The organism is Naasia lichenicola, from assembly GCF_004801885.1.
Lineage (GTDB): Bacteria > Actinomycetota > Actinomycetes > Actinomycetales > Microbacteriaceae > Naasia > Naasia lichenicola.
This window is the reverse complement of record NZ_SSSM01000004.1, coordinates 490,862-506,731: the sequence shown is the minus strand read 5'-3', so window position 1 is coordinate 506,731 and position 15,870 is coordinate 490,862. Positions and strand designations below refer to the sequence as shown.

Below are 15,870 nucleotides of genomic sequence, written 5' to 3'. Positions count from 1 at the left end.
CAACTCCGAGCTCCGGCTCGGGGTGGGAGTCTGCGGACGGATAGGACCTGCGAGCTCATGAGCGTACGAGTCGCGCGATGGCCGCGGATGCTTCTCGGATCTTCTCCTCCGCCACGGTGCCGCCTTCTGCGGCGGCTTCGGCGACGCAGTGGCGGAGGTGATCCTCGAGGAGAGCGAGAGCGACCGTTTCGAGAGCCTTGGTCGCTGCGGAGACCTGGGTCAGGACGTCGATGCAATAGGTATCGTCTTCGATCATGCGTTGGATGCCGCGCACCTGACCTTCGGCTCGGCGCAACCGCGTGAGCAACGCGTCCTTGTTGTCGACGTAGCCGACCATCAATCCTCCTTCGAGATCCGGAACATTGGGTCAGCGGCCTGCGTGCGAGGGGACGTAGCGGTGCGGGTCGGCGTCGAACGCGTTGGCGCAGCCGATGGAGCAGAAATAGAAGGTGGCTCCGTCCAATTTGCGGGTGGCCGCAGCGGTCTCAGGATCGATGTTCATCCCGCAGACCGGGTCCGTGACGAGCGCGGTCTGGCCGGCAGGTGGGGAGTCAGGGTGTGGCATGTGACTGTGCTCCTCGGGTTGGTCGTCGCTGCCGATCTCGATCACGGGTTCGAAGGTCGAGGGGTGGATCGATGCCAGCGGGATCGGGGGCTTGGGGCTGAATCGGCGGAGTCGGCTGGAGTTGGTGACGACCGATAGGGATGACAGTGCCATGGCCAGGGCGGCGATCATCGGGCTGAGAGTCACTCCGAATGCCGGGTACAGGACGCCTGCCGCGATCGGGATGCCGACCGCGTTGTAGCCGAATGCGAACGCGAGGTTCTGCCGGATGTTGCGCATGGTGGCCCGGGAGAGGTCAATGGCTGTAACCAAACCGGACAGATTGCCCGAGATCAGGGTGATGTCCGAGGCCTCGATTGCGACGTCCGTGCCGGTGCCTATCGCTGAACCTACGTCGGCCTGGGCAAGGGCTGGGGCGTCATTGATGCCGTCGCCCACCATGCCGACGACACGGCCCTGCGCTTGCAGGCGGCGCACCTCGCGGGCCTTCTGCTCCGGCATCACTTCCGCGACGAGGCGGTGAATTCCAACCTGGCGAGCGATGGCCGCCGCAGTGGTGCGGTTGTCGCCCGTCATCATGACCACATCGATCCCTCGTGCGGCTAAGCCGGCGATGGCCTCGATGGAACCGTCCTTGATGGTGTCCGCGACGCCCACCAGTCCAGCCGGGCGTCCATCGACCGCGGCCAGCATGGGTGTCTTGCCGTCGACGGCAAGCCTTTCCACTGCAGCGCTGAGGCTCGAGGTGTCGATGCCCGCTGCAGTCAGAAGGCGCGCGTTGCCGACGAGGACGATCCTGTCGCCGACCTGGGCGCGCACTCCCTGCCCGGTGATCGACTCGAAACTGCGGGCTCGAGCATTGCTGAGCCCGCGATCTTCGGCGGCGACCACGATCGCTTTCGCGAGCGGGTGCTCCGAATCCCGCTCCGCCGCGGCGATGAGCGCGAGCAGTTCATCCGCGTCGAACCCGGTGGCCGGGAGTATGTCGGTGAGCGCTGGCGTGCCCCTAGTGATGGTGCCGGTCTTGTCCAGCACGACCGTGTTCAGCTTGTGTGCAGTCTCCAAAGCCTGCGCCGAGCGGATGAGAATTCCGTTGGCCGCGCCCTTCCCGGTAGCGACGGTGATCGACAGTGGCGTTGCCAGTCCGAGCGCGCACGGGCAGGCGATGATCAGCACGGCGACGGCCGCGACGAGGGCGAAGATGCCGGCGGGCGGCGGGCCGAACAGCCACCAGGCGGTGAACGTCCAGATCGCCACAGCGATCACGGCCGGTACGAAGTAGCCGGACACGGTGTCAGCGAGGCGCTGGATCGGCGCCTTCGAGCCTTGGGCCTCGCGGACCAGCCTGATGATCTGGGCCAGCATCGTGTCGGCGCCGACCTTAGTCGCGGCGTAGCGGAACGCGCCCGTCTGATTGATCGTCGCCCCGATGACGGTGCTGCCGACGGACTTCACCACCGGCATGGGCTCGCCCGTGATCATCGACTCATCGACCGTAGAGGTGCCTTCGGTGATCGCTCCGTCGACCGGGAGCTTCTCGCCCGGCCGGATCGCGAGGATGTCTCCGACAAGGAGGTCGCCGACGGGTACCTCGGACTCCATGTCCGCGCGGACGACCCGCGCGGTGCGCGGCTGAAGGCCGATGAGAGTCCGGATCGCTTCACCAGTGCCGGCTTTCGCCTTCGTCTCCAACAGGCGGCCGAGCAGGATCAGCGTGAGGATGACGCCGACAGCCTCGAAGTAGACGCCTCGCGCCTCGACGGGCAGCAACGACGGGAAGAAGGTCGCGACGAGGCTGAACCCGTAGGCGGCGATCGTGCCAAGGGTGATGAGCGAATTCATCTCCGCCGCACGATGCGTCAGCGCCAGCCACCCCGTCCGGTGTACGGGCCATCCTGTGTAGAACATGACCGGGGTCACCAGCAGGAACTGGAACCAGGGCGCGAGGAGAAGAGGCGGCACCCATGTCGCCCCGAACAGATCGTGTGCCATGACCGAAAGGAATACCGGAAGCGTCAGCACAGCGCCGACGAGGATTCGCCGGCGAAGGTCTTCGATCTCAGCGGAGTGCTCGGCAGCCTCCTGTTCGCCATGATCCCCATCGAGGGTCATGGGGGAGTCGTCCGCACAGTCGAACGGCAGCGCATCGGAGGCTTCGAGCACAGCAGTCGCCGTGCGCTGGGCGTCAGCTGATGCGGCGACGACCTTCACGGTCCCGTGCAGCATATTCATTCCGCACGCGAACCCGAACTCCCCGAGTTGCTCCGGAGTGAACTCCACCACGGTGGTGGAGTAAGAAGGCAGGCTCTGATTAACCTTGAAGTCGGGGAACACCACCTGCGACGAGCAGTCCCCTGTTTCCTGCCGATCGAACATCAGACGAGTGCGCACACCCTGCTCCAGCTCCACAACGCTGGGTGAGTAGCCGCCCTTCACCGTGATCGTCTGAACCTGCAGACCCCCGTCCATGGCAGCCCGCTTAGATCGCCGTGGGGCGAAGAAGTACCACGCCAAAAGTCCCGTCAGCGCCACGGCGACTGCTACAACGATCCCGCTCAAGGTGAACTCCCTGCTTTCCCGGCGCCGGACGCCAATCGATGCAGGCTATACCCCTGGGGGGTATATGGCCCGAGTTCACAACCTTCGGTGCAACCTCTCAGGTCACGTGACGAGTAGTTCCTTCGCGATCCTCGCCGCCACGGCTTCGCGCATCGGCCGAACGCTATCCACATCCCACGCAGTGGGGTCAGGGAACTGCCACTCGATGAACCGCTTGATGGTGGCCTCCGGCAGAGCGAGCCCGGGCTTCATCGCGACGACGATGTCCGCGCTCTCGAGGTCCTCCGTGGTCACGGCACGGGGCACGCGATCTGCGATATCGAGGCCGAGTTCGCCGACGGTCGCGGCGATCGCCGGATTCACGACATCGGCTGGTGACAGGCCCGCGGACGTGGCGGTGAACCGGTCACCGGCGAGGACCTCGAGCAGGCCTGCGCCGAGCTGGGAGCGGCCTGCGTTGTGCTGGCAGATGAAGAGGACGACGGGCTTGCTCATGCGGGGGTCACTGTTCCGGAGTTGGTGCGGCTCCATGCCTGGGTGGCGACCTGGACGGCGTCCCACGGCGAGCCGAGCGGCGGCGTGTAGGACAGGTCGAGATCGCTGACCTGCTCGACGGTGAGTCCGGCGAACAGGGCGGTGGCGTAGGTGTCCACGCGCTTGGCTGTCTCGGTGCCGAGGCGACCGACGAGCTGCGCTCCGAGGAGCTTGCCGTCCGTGGTGTCGCCGGTAATCCGGATGGTGATCGGCAGGGCGCCGGGGTAGTAGCGCTTGTGATCGTCGGCGACGGCGGCAGTCGTCGCGGGGCTGTAACCCGCGGCGATGGCTTCATGCTCGCGCAGGCCAGTGCGGGAAGCCACGAGGTCGAAGACCTTGACGACCTGCGTGCCGACGGAGCCGGCGAAGCGGACGGAGCCGCCAAGTGCGTTCTCTCCGGCGACTCGGCCCTGCTTGTGCGCGGTCGTGCCGAGCGGCAGGTAGGTGAGGCCGAGCAGGCGGTGGTGGGTGGTCACGCCGTCGCCTGCCGCGTAGATGTGGGGGAGTCCGGTGTGCATCGCCTCGTCGACGACGACCGCCTTGCCTGCGCCGCGGCGCGCGCCCGCGCGCTCGAGCAGCTCGGTGTTCGGGCGAACTCCGACCACGACGAGCACAACGTCGGCGTTGCGGGTGACGGGCTCTCCGAGGTGCGTGCCGTGCACGGCGAGGCCGGCGCCGGTGCGCTCGACGGAACTGACCGTGGTGTCGGTGAGCACCTCAACGCCGTGCTGGCTGAGCTCGGTGTGCACGAGCCCTCCGAGCTCGGGGTCGAGGGTGGAGAGCACCTCGGGCCCGCGCTGGATCTGGGTGACCTTGAGTCCGCGGACGGTGAACGCCTCCGCCATCTCGAGTCCGACGTAGCCGGCGCCGACGATGATCGCGGTCTTCGGATCGCGCTCCTCTAGAAAACGGTCGAGGGCGAATGTGTCACCCATCGAATGGATGACGTGCACCCCGTCCTCCGGGCCCAACTGTTCGAGGCCGCCGATTCCCGCGTGGGAGGGGAGCGCCCCGGTGCCGACGACCAGCTCGTCGTAGGCGATGTCGGAAGTGGAGCCGTCCTGCGCGCGGACGGTGAGTCTCTGTCCGGCGACATCGATGTCGGTGGCGAATGTGTCCAGCCGCAGTGCCATTCCGGTGGCTTCGAGGTCGGCGTGGGTGCGGTGGGCGAGGGACTGCCAGGGCTGGACCTCGCGGGAGAAGTAGTACGGGATGCCGCAGATCGAGAAGTTCGGGTAGGCGTCGGCGACGACCACTGTCACGTCGACGGACGGGTCGAGTTCGCGGGCGCGGAGTGCGGCGGAGATGCCGGCGTCACTTCCGCCGATGGCGACGAGATGCATGGGTGGGCCTTTCGGTCAGGAGCTGGTGTGCGCGATGGACGCCGGGGCATCAGCGACGCGTCGGTGGTTGGTGGCGGGAAAGAGGAGGGCAGTCAGTGCGGCGCCGAGTGCTGCGCCGAGGAGTTGGGCGCCGATGAAAGGGGCGACGGAGGCGGGTGAGATCCCTGCGAAGGTGTCCGAGAAGATCCGGCCGATGGTGACTGCCGGGTTTGCGAATGAGGTCGAGCTCGTGAACCAATAGGCCGCCCCGATGTAGGCGCCTACGGCGGCCGGCGCGAGATGGCCGCGACCGGTGCGAGTCAGGGCGAAGATCAGTAGGACCAGTCCGGCCGTCGCGACGACTTCGCCGAGAAGTCGACCGCCCGAGAGGCGATCCGTCTCCGAGATCGCCATCGGGACCTCGAACATCGCGTTGCTCAGCAGTGCTCCAGTGATGGCCCCAGCGACCTGCGCCGCGACGTAGCCGGCGAGAGTCGACGATCGGGCGCGCGCCGAGCTGACTCGACTGAGGACCGCGTCGACCAGCGTGACCACCGGATTAAAGTGCGCACCCGACACCGGGCCGAAGACCACGATGAGCACCGCGAGGCCGAGTCCGGTCGCGATGGAATTCTCCATCAGCTGCAGCCCGACGTCGTCCGGCGAGAGAGTCGACGCGGCAATGCCGGACCCGACCACGACGGTGACCAGCAGGCCGGTACCGAGGAATTCGGCGACCAGTCGTCGCAACAGATGGGCGGGGTGATCGTTCATGACGCGGGCAATCTTGACGGATTGTGATCGCTCAGTCAAGATTGAGTCAATGAACGTCGAGCGAACAAACCTGGAGCGTCGGACCGCGCGTCATGCCGCCCTCGCCGACCCCGCGCGGCTGCGAATGCTCGACCTGATGACCCTGGGCGACCTCTCGCCACGCGAGCTTCAGGATCGGCTCGGAATGCCGTCCAACCTGATCGCCCACCACCTGGGAGTGCTGGAGCGGGAAGGATTCGTCAGCCGCGGGCGGTCGGAAGCCGATCGCCGTCGCAGCTACGTGCGTCTCGAGCCGGCGGCACTCCTCGACCTTGGTCCCTCGAGCGCCGCCGCGGCCCGCAGGGTTCTGTTCGTCTGCACGGCGAACTCCGCACGGTCGCAACTCGCTGTCGAGCTCTGGTCGCAGAGGAGCTCGATTCCAGCCGTATCCGCGGGCACCCACCCCGCCCCCGCGATCGCGCCCGGTGCGATCTCCGCTGCCGAGCGTCACGGGTTCTCGCTACGCGCTCAGATCCCACAATCCTTCTCGGCTGTTGTCGAAGACACCGACCTCATCGTCACGGTCTGTGACGCCGCACACGAAGAACTCGGCGCCGATGCACTGCACTGGTCGATCCCCGACCCGGTGCGGGTAGGAACCGACGGCGCCTTCGATGCGGCGCTAGAAGACCTGGCTCGCCGGATCGATGGCCTCGTCGACCACATCTCCGCTGCCTAGCGAAACGGGTCAGACTCCGGCGACCTGGGTGGCCAGAGAGCTCAACCCGCCCGGGACGAGTGAGTAGTACGCCCAGGTGCCCCGCTTCTCGCGGCTCAGGATGCCCGCGTCGACGAGAACCTTCAGGTGGTGAGAGACAGTCGGCTGGCTGAGTCCAACGGGATCCGTCAGATCACAGACACAGACTTCGCCCTCGGTGCTCGCCGCGATGATCGACACAAGGCGCAGTCGAGTCGGGTCCGCGATCGCCTTGAGTGCGTGCGCGAGTGAGTCGGCCTGGCTGGCTCCGAGTGGTTCGCGGGACGACGTCGGCGCGCAGCAGGCGTCAGAAACTGTCGTCTCAAGGAGTGTCACAGCCATACTCTGCCATAGACATTGACAACCGTCGATGTTCGCTTGCAGACTGCCTCCATCGATGAACGTCGATATAGCTCTCGGGTCGGACGGCCTATGAACGAAGGAGACCCCCGCAATGACGATGACGCTCACCGTGCCGCCCCGCGCCACCGAAGAACGCCTTACCGGGCTGCCCGTCGCCGTCATCGGCGCCGGACCTATTGGGCTCGCCGCGGCTGCTCAGCTGCTCGAGCGAGGGATCGACGTGGTCGTCTACGAGGCCGGCAACCAAGCGGGCGCGGCCGTGTCCCAGTGGGGACACACCCGCCTGTTCACTCGTTGGGAGCACCTGATCGACCCGGCTGCCCGTCGCCTGCTAGAGGCCGCCGAATGGGTAGCGCCCGCCAGCGACGAGCTCCCCCTCGGCCGCCAGCTCGTCGACGACTACTTGACGCCGCTCGCCGCCACCGACGAGCTCGCACCCCGGATCCGATACGGCTCACGCGTCACCGCGGTAAGCCGCGAGGGCATGGACCGCACCCGCTCCACAGGACGCGCATCGACGCCCTTCCTGCTGCGCATCCAGACGGACGTAGACACCGTCGACGTGCTCGCCCGCGCGGTCATCGACACCTCCGGGACGTACTCGAACCCGAACGCGCTCTCCTCCTCCGGCCTCAACCCGCTCGGCTCTCCCGGCGCAGCCGCATACATCAGCCACGCCCTGCCGGACGTACTGGGCGCCGAGCGAGCCCGTTTGGCCGGACGACGCGTGCTCGTCGTCGGGGCTGGGCACTCGGCCGCCAATACCCTGCTCAAACTCGCTGAACTTGCCGCGGTGGCGCCCGGAACCGAGATCACCTGGGCCATCCGCGGCGCCGACCCGGTCCGCGTCTACGGCTCCGATGACGACGAGCTCGAAGAGCGCGGCAAGCTCGGCGGCCGCGTCCACGACCTCGTGCGGTCGGGTGCGATCACGCTGCTGGACCGCTTCGAGATAGAGCGACTCGACGAGTCCGACGGCGCCTGCACGGTGACCGCGCGCCGCGGGAGCGGACGAGTGAGCGTCATCGCCGATGTCGTCGTGAACGCGACCGGGTTCCGCCCCGACCTCGGCATGCTCCGCGAGATCCGCATTTCACTGGACGAGATCGTCGAAGCTCCCCGCGCTCTCGCGCCCCTGATCGACCCGAACCTGCACTCCTGCGGCACGGTCGACCCTCACGGAGTCGCCGAGCTCGCCCACCCCGAATCGAACTTCTTCATCGCCGGGATGAAGTCCTACGGACGAGCCCCGACCTTCCTGCTCCTGACCGGCTACGAGCAGGTCCGCTCCATCGCCGACGAACTGGCCGGCAACCACGCCGCCGCGCGACAGGTCCAGCTCGTGCTCCCTCAGACCGGTGTCTGCTCGGCCGACATCGGGTCCGGCGGCTCCAGCTGCTGTGCCGTCGAGCCCGCTTCGTCGGAGGCGATCTGGGAGGCCATCTCCTCCGCCCAGTCCGCCACGGTTGACGCGAAGTCCGGCGGCTGCTGCGCGTGAGCGTCGCCATCCGCGGGATGACGGCGGGGGACTGGCCGCAGGTCGAGGCGATCTACCGCGGAGGGATTGCCACCGGGCATGCAACTTTCGAAGCGAGCCCGCCTGACTGGGGCGACTTCGACGCGGGCAAGCTGACGGTCGGCCGACTGGTTGCCGTCCAGGACCACGCGATCGTCGGCTGGACGGCTCTGTCAGCCGTGTCCGCGCGGCACGTCTATCGGGGCGTCGTGGAACACTCCGTCTACGTCTCGGATTACGCCCGCGGACGCGGGGTCGGCCGGCTGCTGGTCGGTGCGCTCATCGACGCGGCGGAGCAGGCGGGCATCTGGACGATCCAGTCGAGCATCTTCCCCGAGAACCAGGCCAGCCTTGCGCTCCACACGAGGTTCGGCTTCCGCGAGATCGGACGACGTGAACGCATCGCCCTCATGACATACGGTCCTCTCGCAGGGCAATGGCGGGACACCGTGCTCATCGAGCGGCGCAGCGCGGCCAACCCGACTGGCTGAGGATCTCGGATGAGCGCTCCTCCCCGTCGTCTCCTGCCACTGCTCTGCATCACGCAGGTCGTCAGCTGGGGGACGCTCTACTACTCGCTGCCCGCGGTCGCAGCCGACATCGTGTCGGACACGGGCTGGAGCCTCGTCAGTGTGATGGGTGCATTCTCTGCCGGCCTCGTCCTCTCCGCGGTGGTGGGTATTGCCGCTGGCCGTTTGCTCGATCGGTTCGGCGGCCGAGTGGTGATGCTGACCGGCTCGCTGCTGGCCCTCATCGGCGTCCTACTCCTGGCCACGGCTTCGTCCTTCGCTGGCTTTGTGGTCGCCTGGCTCGTCATCGGCATCGCTCAAGCCGGGATCCTCTACCAGCCAGCCTTCACTCTTATCGGACTGCACTACCAGGCGGCACGCGACCGCCCACTGCTGATACTCACGCTGGTAGCCGGCCTCGCATCGACCATCTACGTGCCGATCGCCAGCCTGCTCGCCGGAGAACTCGGCTGGCGTGACACCTACCTCGTTCTCGGAGCAGCTCTGGCACTGATCACCATTCCGCTGCACGCGCTCCTGCCGAACATTGTCACTCGTCCGGTCCCCTCGATTCAACCTGCCGGGCGCTCGCGGATCATCTTCACCTTCCCGTTCCTCGGACTCGCAGCGGGTCTCGCACTGCTGGCCTTCGCGATGTTCGGCGTCACGCTCAACCTGATTCCGCTGCTCGCTGAGCGAGGAATCAACGCGACGACGGCGGCCATCCTGCTCGCAGCCGTCGGCGCCGGCCAGGTGATCGGTCGGATCATCTTCACGATCTTGAACAGATGGATGCCCGCACGATGGCGCGCCACCGGTGTCGGAGTCGCAGCGGTGGTCGTCCTCGGCGCTCTGGCGCTGATCCCTGGACCGGTCGGACTGTTGGCGGCCGTGGCCGCAGTGTCAGGCGCGGTGCGGGGTGCGCTCACGCTCGTGCAGGCCACCGCTGTGGCCGATCGATGGGGTCTTCAGCGTCTTGGTGCCCTGAACGGGGCTCTCGCGGCGCCGGTGACAGCAGCGTCCGCGCTTGCCCCCGTCAGCGGAGTGGCTATTGCTGCAGGACTGGGGTCGTTCCCCATGGCGGTGGTCCTGCTCGCCGGGGTGGCAGCGCTCGGGACGCTCTTCATCACGCTCGCGCTTGCCGGACATCGGCCGAAATCGTGCGAGTCGCCCCTGATGCCGGAGGAAAAAGGTGGACGGATATCGGCGTCGGCTCTTCACCGCGACGCGCCGATTGCAGGTGAGTGCATCGAGCCAGGACTGCCGCGACACTGTGGCGCCACTTAGGCTCCGGACATGAGGCCTTTGCAGAAGCAGATCATCGCGGAACTCGAGGTGCGCCCCGAAATCGATGCCGCCCAGCAGGCGCGGCTGCGCATCGACTTCTTGAAGGACTACCTCACCCAGTCAAAGGCGAGCGGATTCGTGCTGGGAATCAGCGGCGGACAGGACTCGTCACTCGCTGGGCGCCTGTGTCAGTTGGCTTCCCAGGAATTGCGCGCCGACGGCATCGAAGCCGAATTCCTGGCCGTGCGACTGCCTTACAACGTGCAAGCTGACGAAAGCGACGCGCACCTTGCGCTGGACTTCATCAAGCCCGACCGCATTGTGACGTTCAAGATCGAGCGCCCCGTCGATGGCTTCGTGCTTGAGTATGCCGACGCGACGCGCGAGCAGATGCGCGATTTCACCAAGGGCAATGTCAAGGCACGCGTCCGCATGGTTGCCCAATACGCACTTGCCGGGCAGGCAAATCTCCTCGTCGTCGGTACCGATCACGCTGCCGAGGCGGTTACCGGATTCTTCACGAAGTACGGCGATGGAGGAGTTGATATCACGCCTCTCACCGGCCTCAATAAGCGTCAAGGTCGCATGCTCCTCGAGCATCTCGACGCGCCCGCTCGCCTGTACATGAAGGCACCAACAGCGGACCTGCTCGACGCAAGCCCCGGCAGGGCCGACGAGGCGGAACTCGGCTTGTCATATGCCCAGATCGACGACTACCTCGAAGGCCGGGACATCGAAGCAGCTGCCGCCGCGGCGATCGAGGCCAGGTTTCTTCAGACGCGCCACAAGCGCGCCGTTCCAGCAACGCCCTTCACGCCGCAGCAGGGCTGATCGACTTAGCCTCCACAGGCCTGTCAGGAGAACAGGGTCAACAGCCCGAAACAGAACCCATCGACTCCTTCCGATATCATCGTAGGATGGCGATGTTTACTTCTGCGCTCGATTCGAAGGCGGCTGTTTCCCTATTCCACTCGCTTGCCGACTCGAACCGTCTGACAATCGTGCGGCGACTCGCGACCGGCGAAGCGCGCGTAGGCGATCTCGTCCGCGAACTGGGGCTGCCGCAGTCGACCACGTCTGAGCATGTCGCATGCCTGCGTGACTGCGGCCTCGTCGTCGGGCGTCCCGAGGGGCGACAAATCTTCTATTCTCTCGCTCACCCCGAACTGGTCGACATGCTGAGCGTCGCCGAGACGTTGCTGGCAGCAACCGGCTACGAGGTCGACCTCTGCTCCAACTACGGCACGGAGGTGCGGGAACGATGAGCCGCGCCACACTCAACGACCCGGAGGTCCCGGGCTGGCCTGGGCTGCGGCTCGCGCAGTTCACCGTTGCCGACAACGTCATCGAGGGCGTCGTCACGATCACCGGCGGAATTCTCGCCGGCTCAAGTCCGTCACCGAATCCGGGGTCGATTCGGACGTTGAGGACGACGACTAGGTGCTAACGGTCATCCTCGCCGCCGTCGGGCTGTTCGCCGCTACCAACATCGACGACATCGTTGTTCTGACAGTTATCTTCGTCGCCTCATCCCGAAGGGGGATTCCAGGCTGGAAGATCGTCGTTGGCCAATACCTCGGGTTCATCGCCCTCGTCACCCTCAGCGTCGTCGCCGCGTTGGGCCTGACCGTCGTGCCCGATGAATGGGTCGGATTAATCGGCGTCGTGCCGCTCGCGATCGGGATCTACCTGCTCATCAAGGGTCTGCGGAGCCGCGACGATGACGATGACGACTCGGGTACCCAGGCGGGTGGCCTACTCGCGGTCGCCGGAATCACGATTGCCAACGGTGCGGACAACATCTCGCTGTACACGCCCGTGTTCAGGTCGATGGATCCAGCGGACACCGCGCTGACGATTGTCGTCTTCATGGTGCTCGTGGCTGTCTGGTGTGTAGTCGCGCGCACAGTGGGCACCAACCGGCGAGTCACTGAACTGTTGGAGCGCGTCGAGCACTGGCTCGTGCCGCTCGTCTTCATCGGCCTGGGCCTCTACATCATCATCGAGTCCGGGGTACTGCTTCGGCTTGTGCAGGTTCTGAGTTGACCGCCGAGCGGGCGGTTCATCGCCAGCGGAGCAGGCTCGGTGCCGCTGCCCTCACTGGTCTGGCCGCTATGACCGCCGTGCTGGCGACCGTCATCGACCAGCTCACCAAATGGTGGGCGCTGGTGACCTTCGCCGACGGGCACATCCTGGGTCTGCTGCCGGGGGTCTCACTGCGGCTCGTCTTCAACCCCGGCGTCGCGTTCGGCCTGGGCGCCGAGTTCGGAGCGCCCTTGGTGATTGGGCTCTTCCTCGTCCTTTCGGGGCTCGTCATTTGGGTGGTGGTCCGTATCCGCCGCCGTGAAGGAGCGCTGGGTACGCTCGCGCTGGCCGCCGCCGCAGGGGGAGGCGTCGGCAACCTGATCGATCGGGTCTTCCGGGCGGAAGCCGCTCCGTTAAGTGGCCATGTCGTCGACTTCATCGCGATCGAGTGGTTCGCCATCCTGAACGTCGCGGACATCTTCACAACCTGCGGCATCGCCTTGTGGGCGATCAGCTCCGCGATCGGTCCTCGAGATGACCGCACCCGACCGCGCAAGGAAGGGCAGAAATCGGAGATCTGACCTTCCCGACTCAGGTCACGAAGCAGTAGACACACGCGCACTACGACCGCGGCTGCAGCGACGTCTGCCGTGTCGTTGTCACTCGTGATAGCGCCGGGGACAAATGATCTTCGCGAGCACGACGGTGCTGCGCTTACACTTCGTGCATGGCCCGGTCGGTTCTGCAGACGCTGCATAACCCTCGCAACTTCGAATGCGAATGCTCATCGAGCTGCTGGTGTCACACGACACACCTGGGTCGCATCTTCCGGTGGTGGTTTCCAGCCCGGCTTTTCGGAGTGTCCCATCGCGGACGTACCCAGGACGGCAAGAACCTGGTCCAAGCACAGGAGTGAAGGGCCGCTCTTCGCTGCGAACGCGCCCCCGCCGCGCAAGCAGACTTCGCGGTCTACATGTTCCGCATTCCAACTGAATTGCTTTTCGGCAGAAGTTGAAGCCTTCGCCGCGCACAGCGCAGGCAAAGGTGCCGACATGGGTTTAGTCGGCATCGCGCAGCGACGCGAAGCGCCCTTGCCGGAGCGAGCACGACGAACACACTCCAAGGCCGAAACGCAACGAAGTTGCCCTAAAACGGAGATCGGCCGAAGGACGATCCGCAATAAGTGTGAGAGCTGTCCCCGTTCGACGTGAGCCCTTGGCTGGGGCAGATTCGGGAGCAAGCTATAGGTTTAGGTCACCTAAACCTGGCCCGCTCGAGCGGTCCCATCCACACTTGATGTGTGGCCGCGTTCGCGGTCGCTGCGCTGGGCAGAGGCGGTGACGGCAGTGATTCCAAACATCACTCGCGGCGCCAAGATGTCCGGCCTGCTCGTCTACCTCGCCGGCGACGGACGCAAAGACGAGCACGAAGAGCAACACCTCGTCACAGGCGACGAAGCCACCGTCACCTTCTTCGGGAACGGAGTCCTGGACCGGGCCATGGCGCTGGCCGTCGCCGAAGAGCTTGATGCCCCTCGAAAGGCGTTCGGCACTGAGGTCACTCGCGTCGTGACGGTCGCGGACCCTGATGGTGGTGAGCCGATTCGCGATCGCGTTCCCGCATCCGTGTGGCACGCGTCGCTGTCGTTGCGAGCTGAAGAGGGTCAGCTCGATGATGAGAAATGGGCCGCGATCGCGGACGACTTCATCGATGCCATGGGGTTCAGCGACATCGCGGGGGAGGCGCCGTGTCGGTGGGTGGCCATCCGCCACGGGCTCTCGTCGAACGGCAACGATCACATCCACATCGCAGTCTCCCTCGTCCGTGAAGACGGCACCAAGGCGTCCACGCACAACGACTTCCGGAAGGCGCAGACCGCGGCTCGGGATCTCGAGAAGAAGTATGGACTGCAGGTCCTTGAGTCCCGGGAGAACGGGCTTGGGGAGCGCGGCGTCAAGCCGGGAGAACGATCTCGCGCAGAGCGAGAGGACAAGGCCGAGGTAGATGCTCATCGGCTCGAGCGGACGGTGCGGGGCGCGGCGGCCGCTTCGCTCGACGAAGGCGAGTTCGTCCGCCGCCTGAATCAGCATGGCGTCTTGGTCAGGCCTCGCTTCGCTGCAGGAAGGGACGACGTGGTTGCCGGGTACTCCGTCGCCATGCGGCCAGAGAAGGGCGGGCGGCCGATCTGGTACGGGGGTGGGCGTCTCGCGAGGGATCTCACGCTGCCCCGGCTGCGCGAGGGGTGGGCCGACTCGGTTGAGTCCGTGTCGGGCGGGGTGGCCGAGTGGCAGGCGAGCTTCCGCAATCCGTGGCGCTACCGTCCGGCGCGTCCGGGAAGAGAAACAGAGGAGGTCTCTCCTCGTCTCGTTCGCGAGTTCGCCGCGGATATTGCGAGGTTGCGATCGCAGTTGCGAGAGGTGCCTGTCGTTGATCGATCTGCGTGGGCACATGCGGCTCGGGACGCCGCCGGGGTCTTCGCGGCTTGGTCCGCGCGTGTCGAGTCGACGCCGGGGCCCTTAGCTGCCACGGCGCGAGCCTTAGCTCGCAGTGCGCATCTGCCTGCGCATGAATCGAAACCGCGACCGATGCATCTTCAGTCGCTGGCGGGTGCGGCTTCGTTGCTCGCTCTCGCCGATCCGAAGATGACGAATTCGGCTGCCGCGGCGATCTTGCTACGGCAGATGGGTCGGACAGTCGTCGCCATCATGGAGGCGCACCGAGCAGCGGGAGAGGCCGAACGCGCGCGGCAGCTCTCCGCCACGATGAGGGATCAGATCATCGCTCTTCGCGATGATCAGCGAGCCGCGGCAGCTCGACATGGCATCTCGGGACCGCACTTCGACGCCATCTCGGATGGATGGCGTGAAGTCCGATCCGGCAATCCCATCCGGCCGTCCAACGGCGATCGCCCCCGGAGCTTCGTCCCGCCCACAGCGCGCGACCGATCGGCGGATCACGGGCGGTAGCCCGTGGCCGCAGGCGGCCACGGATCGGCGGGCCGAACCAGCCGGTCGGAGCTGATCGGACGAGGCGGATGTGACTGTGTCGCACAGTCACAACTCGAGCGAAAAAGCTTTCGCCGCGAGCAGGCGGCACGAATACTGGCCGCATGAATTCGTCAAACAGAGACCAGAAGTTCACGCTCAATCTCGGTCCACGGCGCCGGCCCAACTCGGCCACGCCCCGTACGCATCGGCACGTCGTGAAGCTGACCGAGGAAGAGGACCGACAGCTGCGCGAGCTCGCGGACGGCTTGAACATGACGGTTGCGCGGTTCCTGCACGAAACGTCGATGGCGCCGCCCTCCACATTCACGGCAGACCAGGAACGCGCATTCCGCGAACTCAGCATGCTGATGATCCCGCTGCGCAATCTCGCCAACTTCACCAATGCCGTCGCGAGGCTGGCCAACACCGAGAAGCGCCTTCCGGCAGAGGCGGCCGAGATCTACCCCGCCTACATGAGGTTGAGTCGTGAGCTGCACGGCATTCTGAAGCGGATCAACACCTGGTGAGAGGGTTCTCCGGCGGGGCTGAATCTGACCACATTTTGACCACATCTGAGGAAAAAGCCCGTGATTCAGGCGCATCGAGGCGAGCCAACTTCCGCATGATTCCGGACTTCTTGAGTCGAAAACCACGCCCGTGATCGCCTGTGTCGAGCACACGGCTCATAATCGT

General features: G+C 66.0%; 16 protein-coding genes. 10 read left to right on the top strand and 6 right to left on the bottom strand.

Features of this window, described 5'->3' with window-relative positions:
- Positions 1 to 55: 55 nt before the first annotated feature.
- The 5 genes from E6C64_RS10520 to E6C64_RS10500 form a co-directional block, all read right to left on the bottom strand.
- Positions 56 to 337 carry a metal-sensitive transcriptional regulator gene (locus tag E6C64_RS10520; RefSeq protein ID WP_136427432.1) on the bottom strand — a complete coding sequence of 94 codons (282 nt, stop codon included), beginning with the start codon at positions 335 to 337 and terminating at the stop codon, positions 56 to 58.
- 30 nt (positions 338 to 367) lie between these two features.
- Positions 368 to 3,124 carry a heavy metal translocating P-type ATPase gene (locus tag E6C64_RS10515; RefSeq protein ID WP_136427431.1) on the bottom strand — a complete coding sequence of 919 codons (2,757 nt, stop codon included), beginning with the start codon at positions 3,122 to 3,124 and terminating at the stop codon, positions 368 to 370.
- 102 nt (positions 3,125 to 3,226) lie between these two features.
- Positions 3,227 to 3,619 carry an arsenate-mycothiol transferase ArsC gene (locus E6C64_RS10510; protein WP_136427430.1) on the bottom strand — a complete coding sequence of 131 codons (393 nt, stop codon included), beginning with the start codon at positions 3,617 to 3,619 and terminating at the stop codon, positions 3,227 to 3,229.
- The gene (locus E6C64_RS10505) at positions 3,616 to 5,001 is read right to left on the bottom strand and encodes an FAD-dependent oxidoreductase (protein ID WP_136427429.1); all 1,386 of its coding nucleotides are present in this window, start codon (positions 4,999 to 5,001) and stop codon (positions 3,616 to 3,618) included. Before E6C64_RS10505 ends, E6C64_RS10510 begins: the two co-directional genes overlap by 4 nt.
- Positions 5,002 to 5,016: 15 nt before the next feature.
- The gene (locus tag E6C64_RS10500; RefSeq protein WP_136427428.1) at positions 5,017 to 5,754 is read right to left on the bottom strand and encodes an MIP/aquaporin family protein; all 738 of its coding nucleotides are present in this window, start codon (positions 5,752 to 5,754) and stop codon (positions 5,017 to 5,019) included.
- 49 nt (positions 5,755 to 5,803) lie between these two features.
- Between E6C64_RS10500 and E6C64_RS10495 the strand changes: the two genes are divergently transcribed.
- Complete coding sequence (locus E6C64_RS10495) at positions 5,804 to 6,472, top strand: arsenate reductase/protein-tyrosine-phosphatase family protein (RefSeq protein WP_136427427.1); 669 nt, start codon at positions 5,804 to 5,806, stop codon at positions 6,470 to 6,472.
- A gap of 9 nt (positions 6,473 to 6,481) precedes the next feature.
- On the opposite strand, the gene E6C64_RS10490 is transcribed toward E6C64_RS10495, so the two are convergent.
- Entirely contained in the window at positions 6,482 to 6,832 is a 351-nt protein-coding gene (locus tag E6C64_RS10490; protein WP_136427426.1) for an ArsR/SmtB family transcription factor, read from the bottom strand.
- 112 nt (positions 6,833 to 6,944) lie between these two features.
- Between E6C64_RS10490 and E6C64_RS10485 the strand changes: the two genes are divergently transcribed.
- The 9 genes from E6C64_RS10485 (at position 6,945) to E6C64_RS10445 (ending at position 15,704) form a co-directional block, all read left to right on the top strand.
- On the top strand, positions 6,945 to 8,351 hold the full coding sequence (locus E6C64_RS10485; protein WP_136427425.1) for an FAD-dependent oxidoreductase: 1,407 nt from the start codon (positions 6,945 to 6,947) through the stop codon (positions 8,349 to 8,351).
- A 17-nt stretch (positions 8,352 to 8,368) separates the two neighbouring features.
- The gene (locus tag E6C64_RS10480; RefSeq protein ID WP_136427560.1) at positions 8,369 to 8,860 is read left to right on the top strand and encodes a GNAT family N-acetyltransferase; all 492 of its coding nucleotides are present in this window, start codon (positions 8,369 to 8,371) and stop codon (positions 8,858 to 8,860) included.
- Between the two features lie 9 nt (positions 8,861 to 8,869).
- Positions 8,870 to 10,165 (top strand): MFS transporter, encoded by a 1,296-nt coding sequence (locus tag E6C64_RS10475; RefSeq protein ID WP_136427424.1) that lies wholly within the window; start codon positions 8,870 to 8,872, stop codon positions 10,163 to 10,165.
- 9 nt (positions 10,166 to 10,174) lie between these two features.
- Positions 10,175 to 10,996, top strand: coding sequence for an NAD(+) synthase (gene nadE, locus E6C64_RS10470; protein ID WP_136427423.1), 822 nt, complete (start codon positions 10,175 to 10,177; stop codon positions 10,994 to 10,996).
- 92 nt (positions 10,997 to 11,088) lie between these two features.
- The gene (locus E6C64_RS10465) at positions 11,089 to 11,430 is read left to right on the top strand and encodes an ArsR/SmtB family transcription factor (RefSeq protein ID WP_136427559.1); all 342 of its coding nucleotides are present in this window, start codon (positions 11,089 to 11,091) and stop codon (positions 11,428 to 11,430) included.
- A 175-nt stretch (positions 11,431 to 11,605) separates the two neighbouring features.
- Positions 11,606 to 12,211: a cadmium resistance transporter gene (locus E6C64_RS10460; protein ID WP_136427422.1), complete on the top strand. Its 606-nt coding sequence runs from the start codon at positions 11,606 to 11,608 to the stop codon at positions 12,209 to 12,211.
- Between the two features lie 68 nt (positions 12,212 to 12,279).
- A complete protein-coding gene (locus E6C64_RS10455; protein WP_136427421.1) occupies positions 12,280 to 12,771 on the top strand; it encodes a signal peptidase II in 492 nt (163 codons plus the stop codon).
- 918 nt (positions 12,772 to 13,689) lie between these two features.
- On the top strand, positions 13,690 to 15,156 hold the full coding sequence (locus E6C64_RS10450) for a relaxase/mobilization nuclease domain-containing protein (RefSeq protein WP_158437829.1): 1,467 nt from the start codon (positions 13,690 to 13,692) through the stop codon (positions 15,154 to 15,156).
- Positions 15,157 to 15,392: 236 nt separating this feature from the next.
- On the top strand, positions 15,393 to 15,704 hold the full coding sequence (locus E6C64_RS10445) for a hypothetical protein (protein ID WP_136427419.1): 312 nt from the start codon (positions 15,393 to 15,395) through the stop codon (positions 15,702 to 15,704).
- Positions 15,705 to 15,870 lie beyond the last annotated feature (166 nt).

Coding starts and splice junctions, on each gene's coding strand:
- E6C64_RS10520 (WP_136427432.1), bottom strand. CDS start 337: ATGGTCGGCTACGTCGACAACAAGGACGCGTTGCTCACGCGGTTGCGC.
- E6C64_RS10510 (WP_136427430.1), bottom strand. CDS start 3,619: ATGAGCAAGCCCGTCGTCCTCTTCATCTGCCAGCACAACGCAGGCCGC.
- E6C64_RS10505 (WP_136427429.1), bottom strand. CDS start 5,001: ATGCATCTCGTCGCCATCGGCGGAAGTGACGCCGGCATCTCCGCCGCA.
- E6C64_RS10500 (WP_136427428.1), bottom strand. CDS start 5,754: ATGAACGATCACCCCGCCCATCTGTTGCGACGACTGGTCGCCGAATTC.
- E6C64_RS10495 (WP_136427427.1), top strand. CDS start 5,804: ATGAACGTCGAGCGAACAAACCTGGAGCGTCGGACCGCGCGTCATGCC.
- E6C64_RS10490 (WP_136427426.1), bottom strand. CDS start 6,832: ATGGCTGTGACACTCCTTGAGACGACAGTTTCTGACGCCTGCTGCGCG.
- E6C64_RS10485 (WP_136427425.1), top strand. CDS start 6,945: ATGACGATGACGCTCACCGTGCCGCCCCGCGCCACCGAAGAACGCCTT.
- E6C64_RS10480 (WP_136427560.1), top strand. CDS start 8,369: ATGACGGCGGGGGACTGGCCGCAGGTCGAGGCGATCTACCGCGGAGGG.
- E6C64_RS10475 (WP_136427424.1), top strand. CDS start 8,870: ATGAGCGCTCCTCCCCGTCGTCTCCTGCCACTGCTCTGCATCACGCAG.
- nadE (WP_136427423.1), top strand. CDS start 10,175: ATGAGGCCTTTGCAGAAGCAGATCATCGCGGAACTCGAGGTGCGCCCC.
- E6C64_RS10465 (WP_136427559.1), top strand. CDS start 11,089: ATGTTTACTTCTGCGCTCGATTCGAAGGCGGCTGTTTCCCTATTCCAC.
- E6C64_RS10455 (WP_136427421.1), top strand. CDS start 12,280: ATGACCGCCGTGCTGGCGACCGTCATCGACCAGCTCACCAAATGGTGG.
- E6C64_RS10450 (WP_158437829.1), top strand. CDS start 13,690: ATGGCGCTGGCCGTCGCCGAAGAGCTTGATGCCCCTCGAAAGGCGTTC.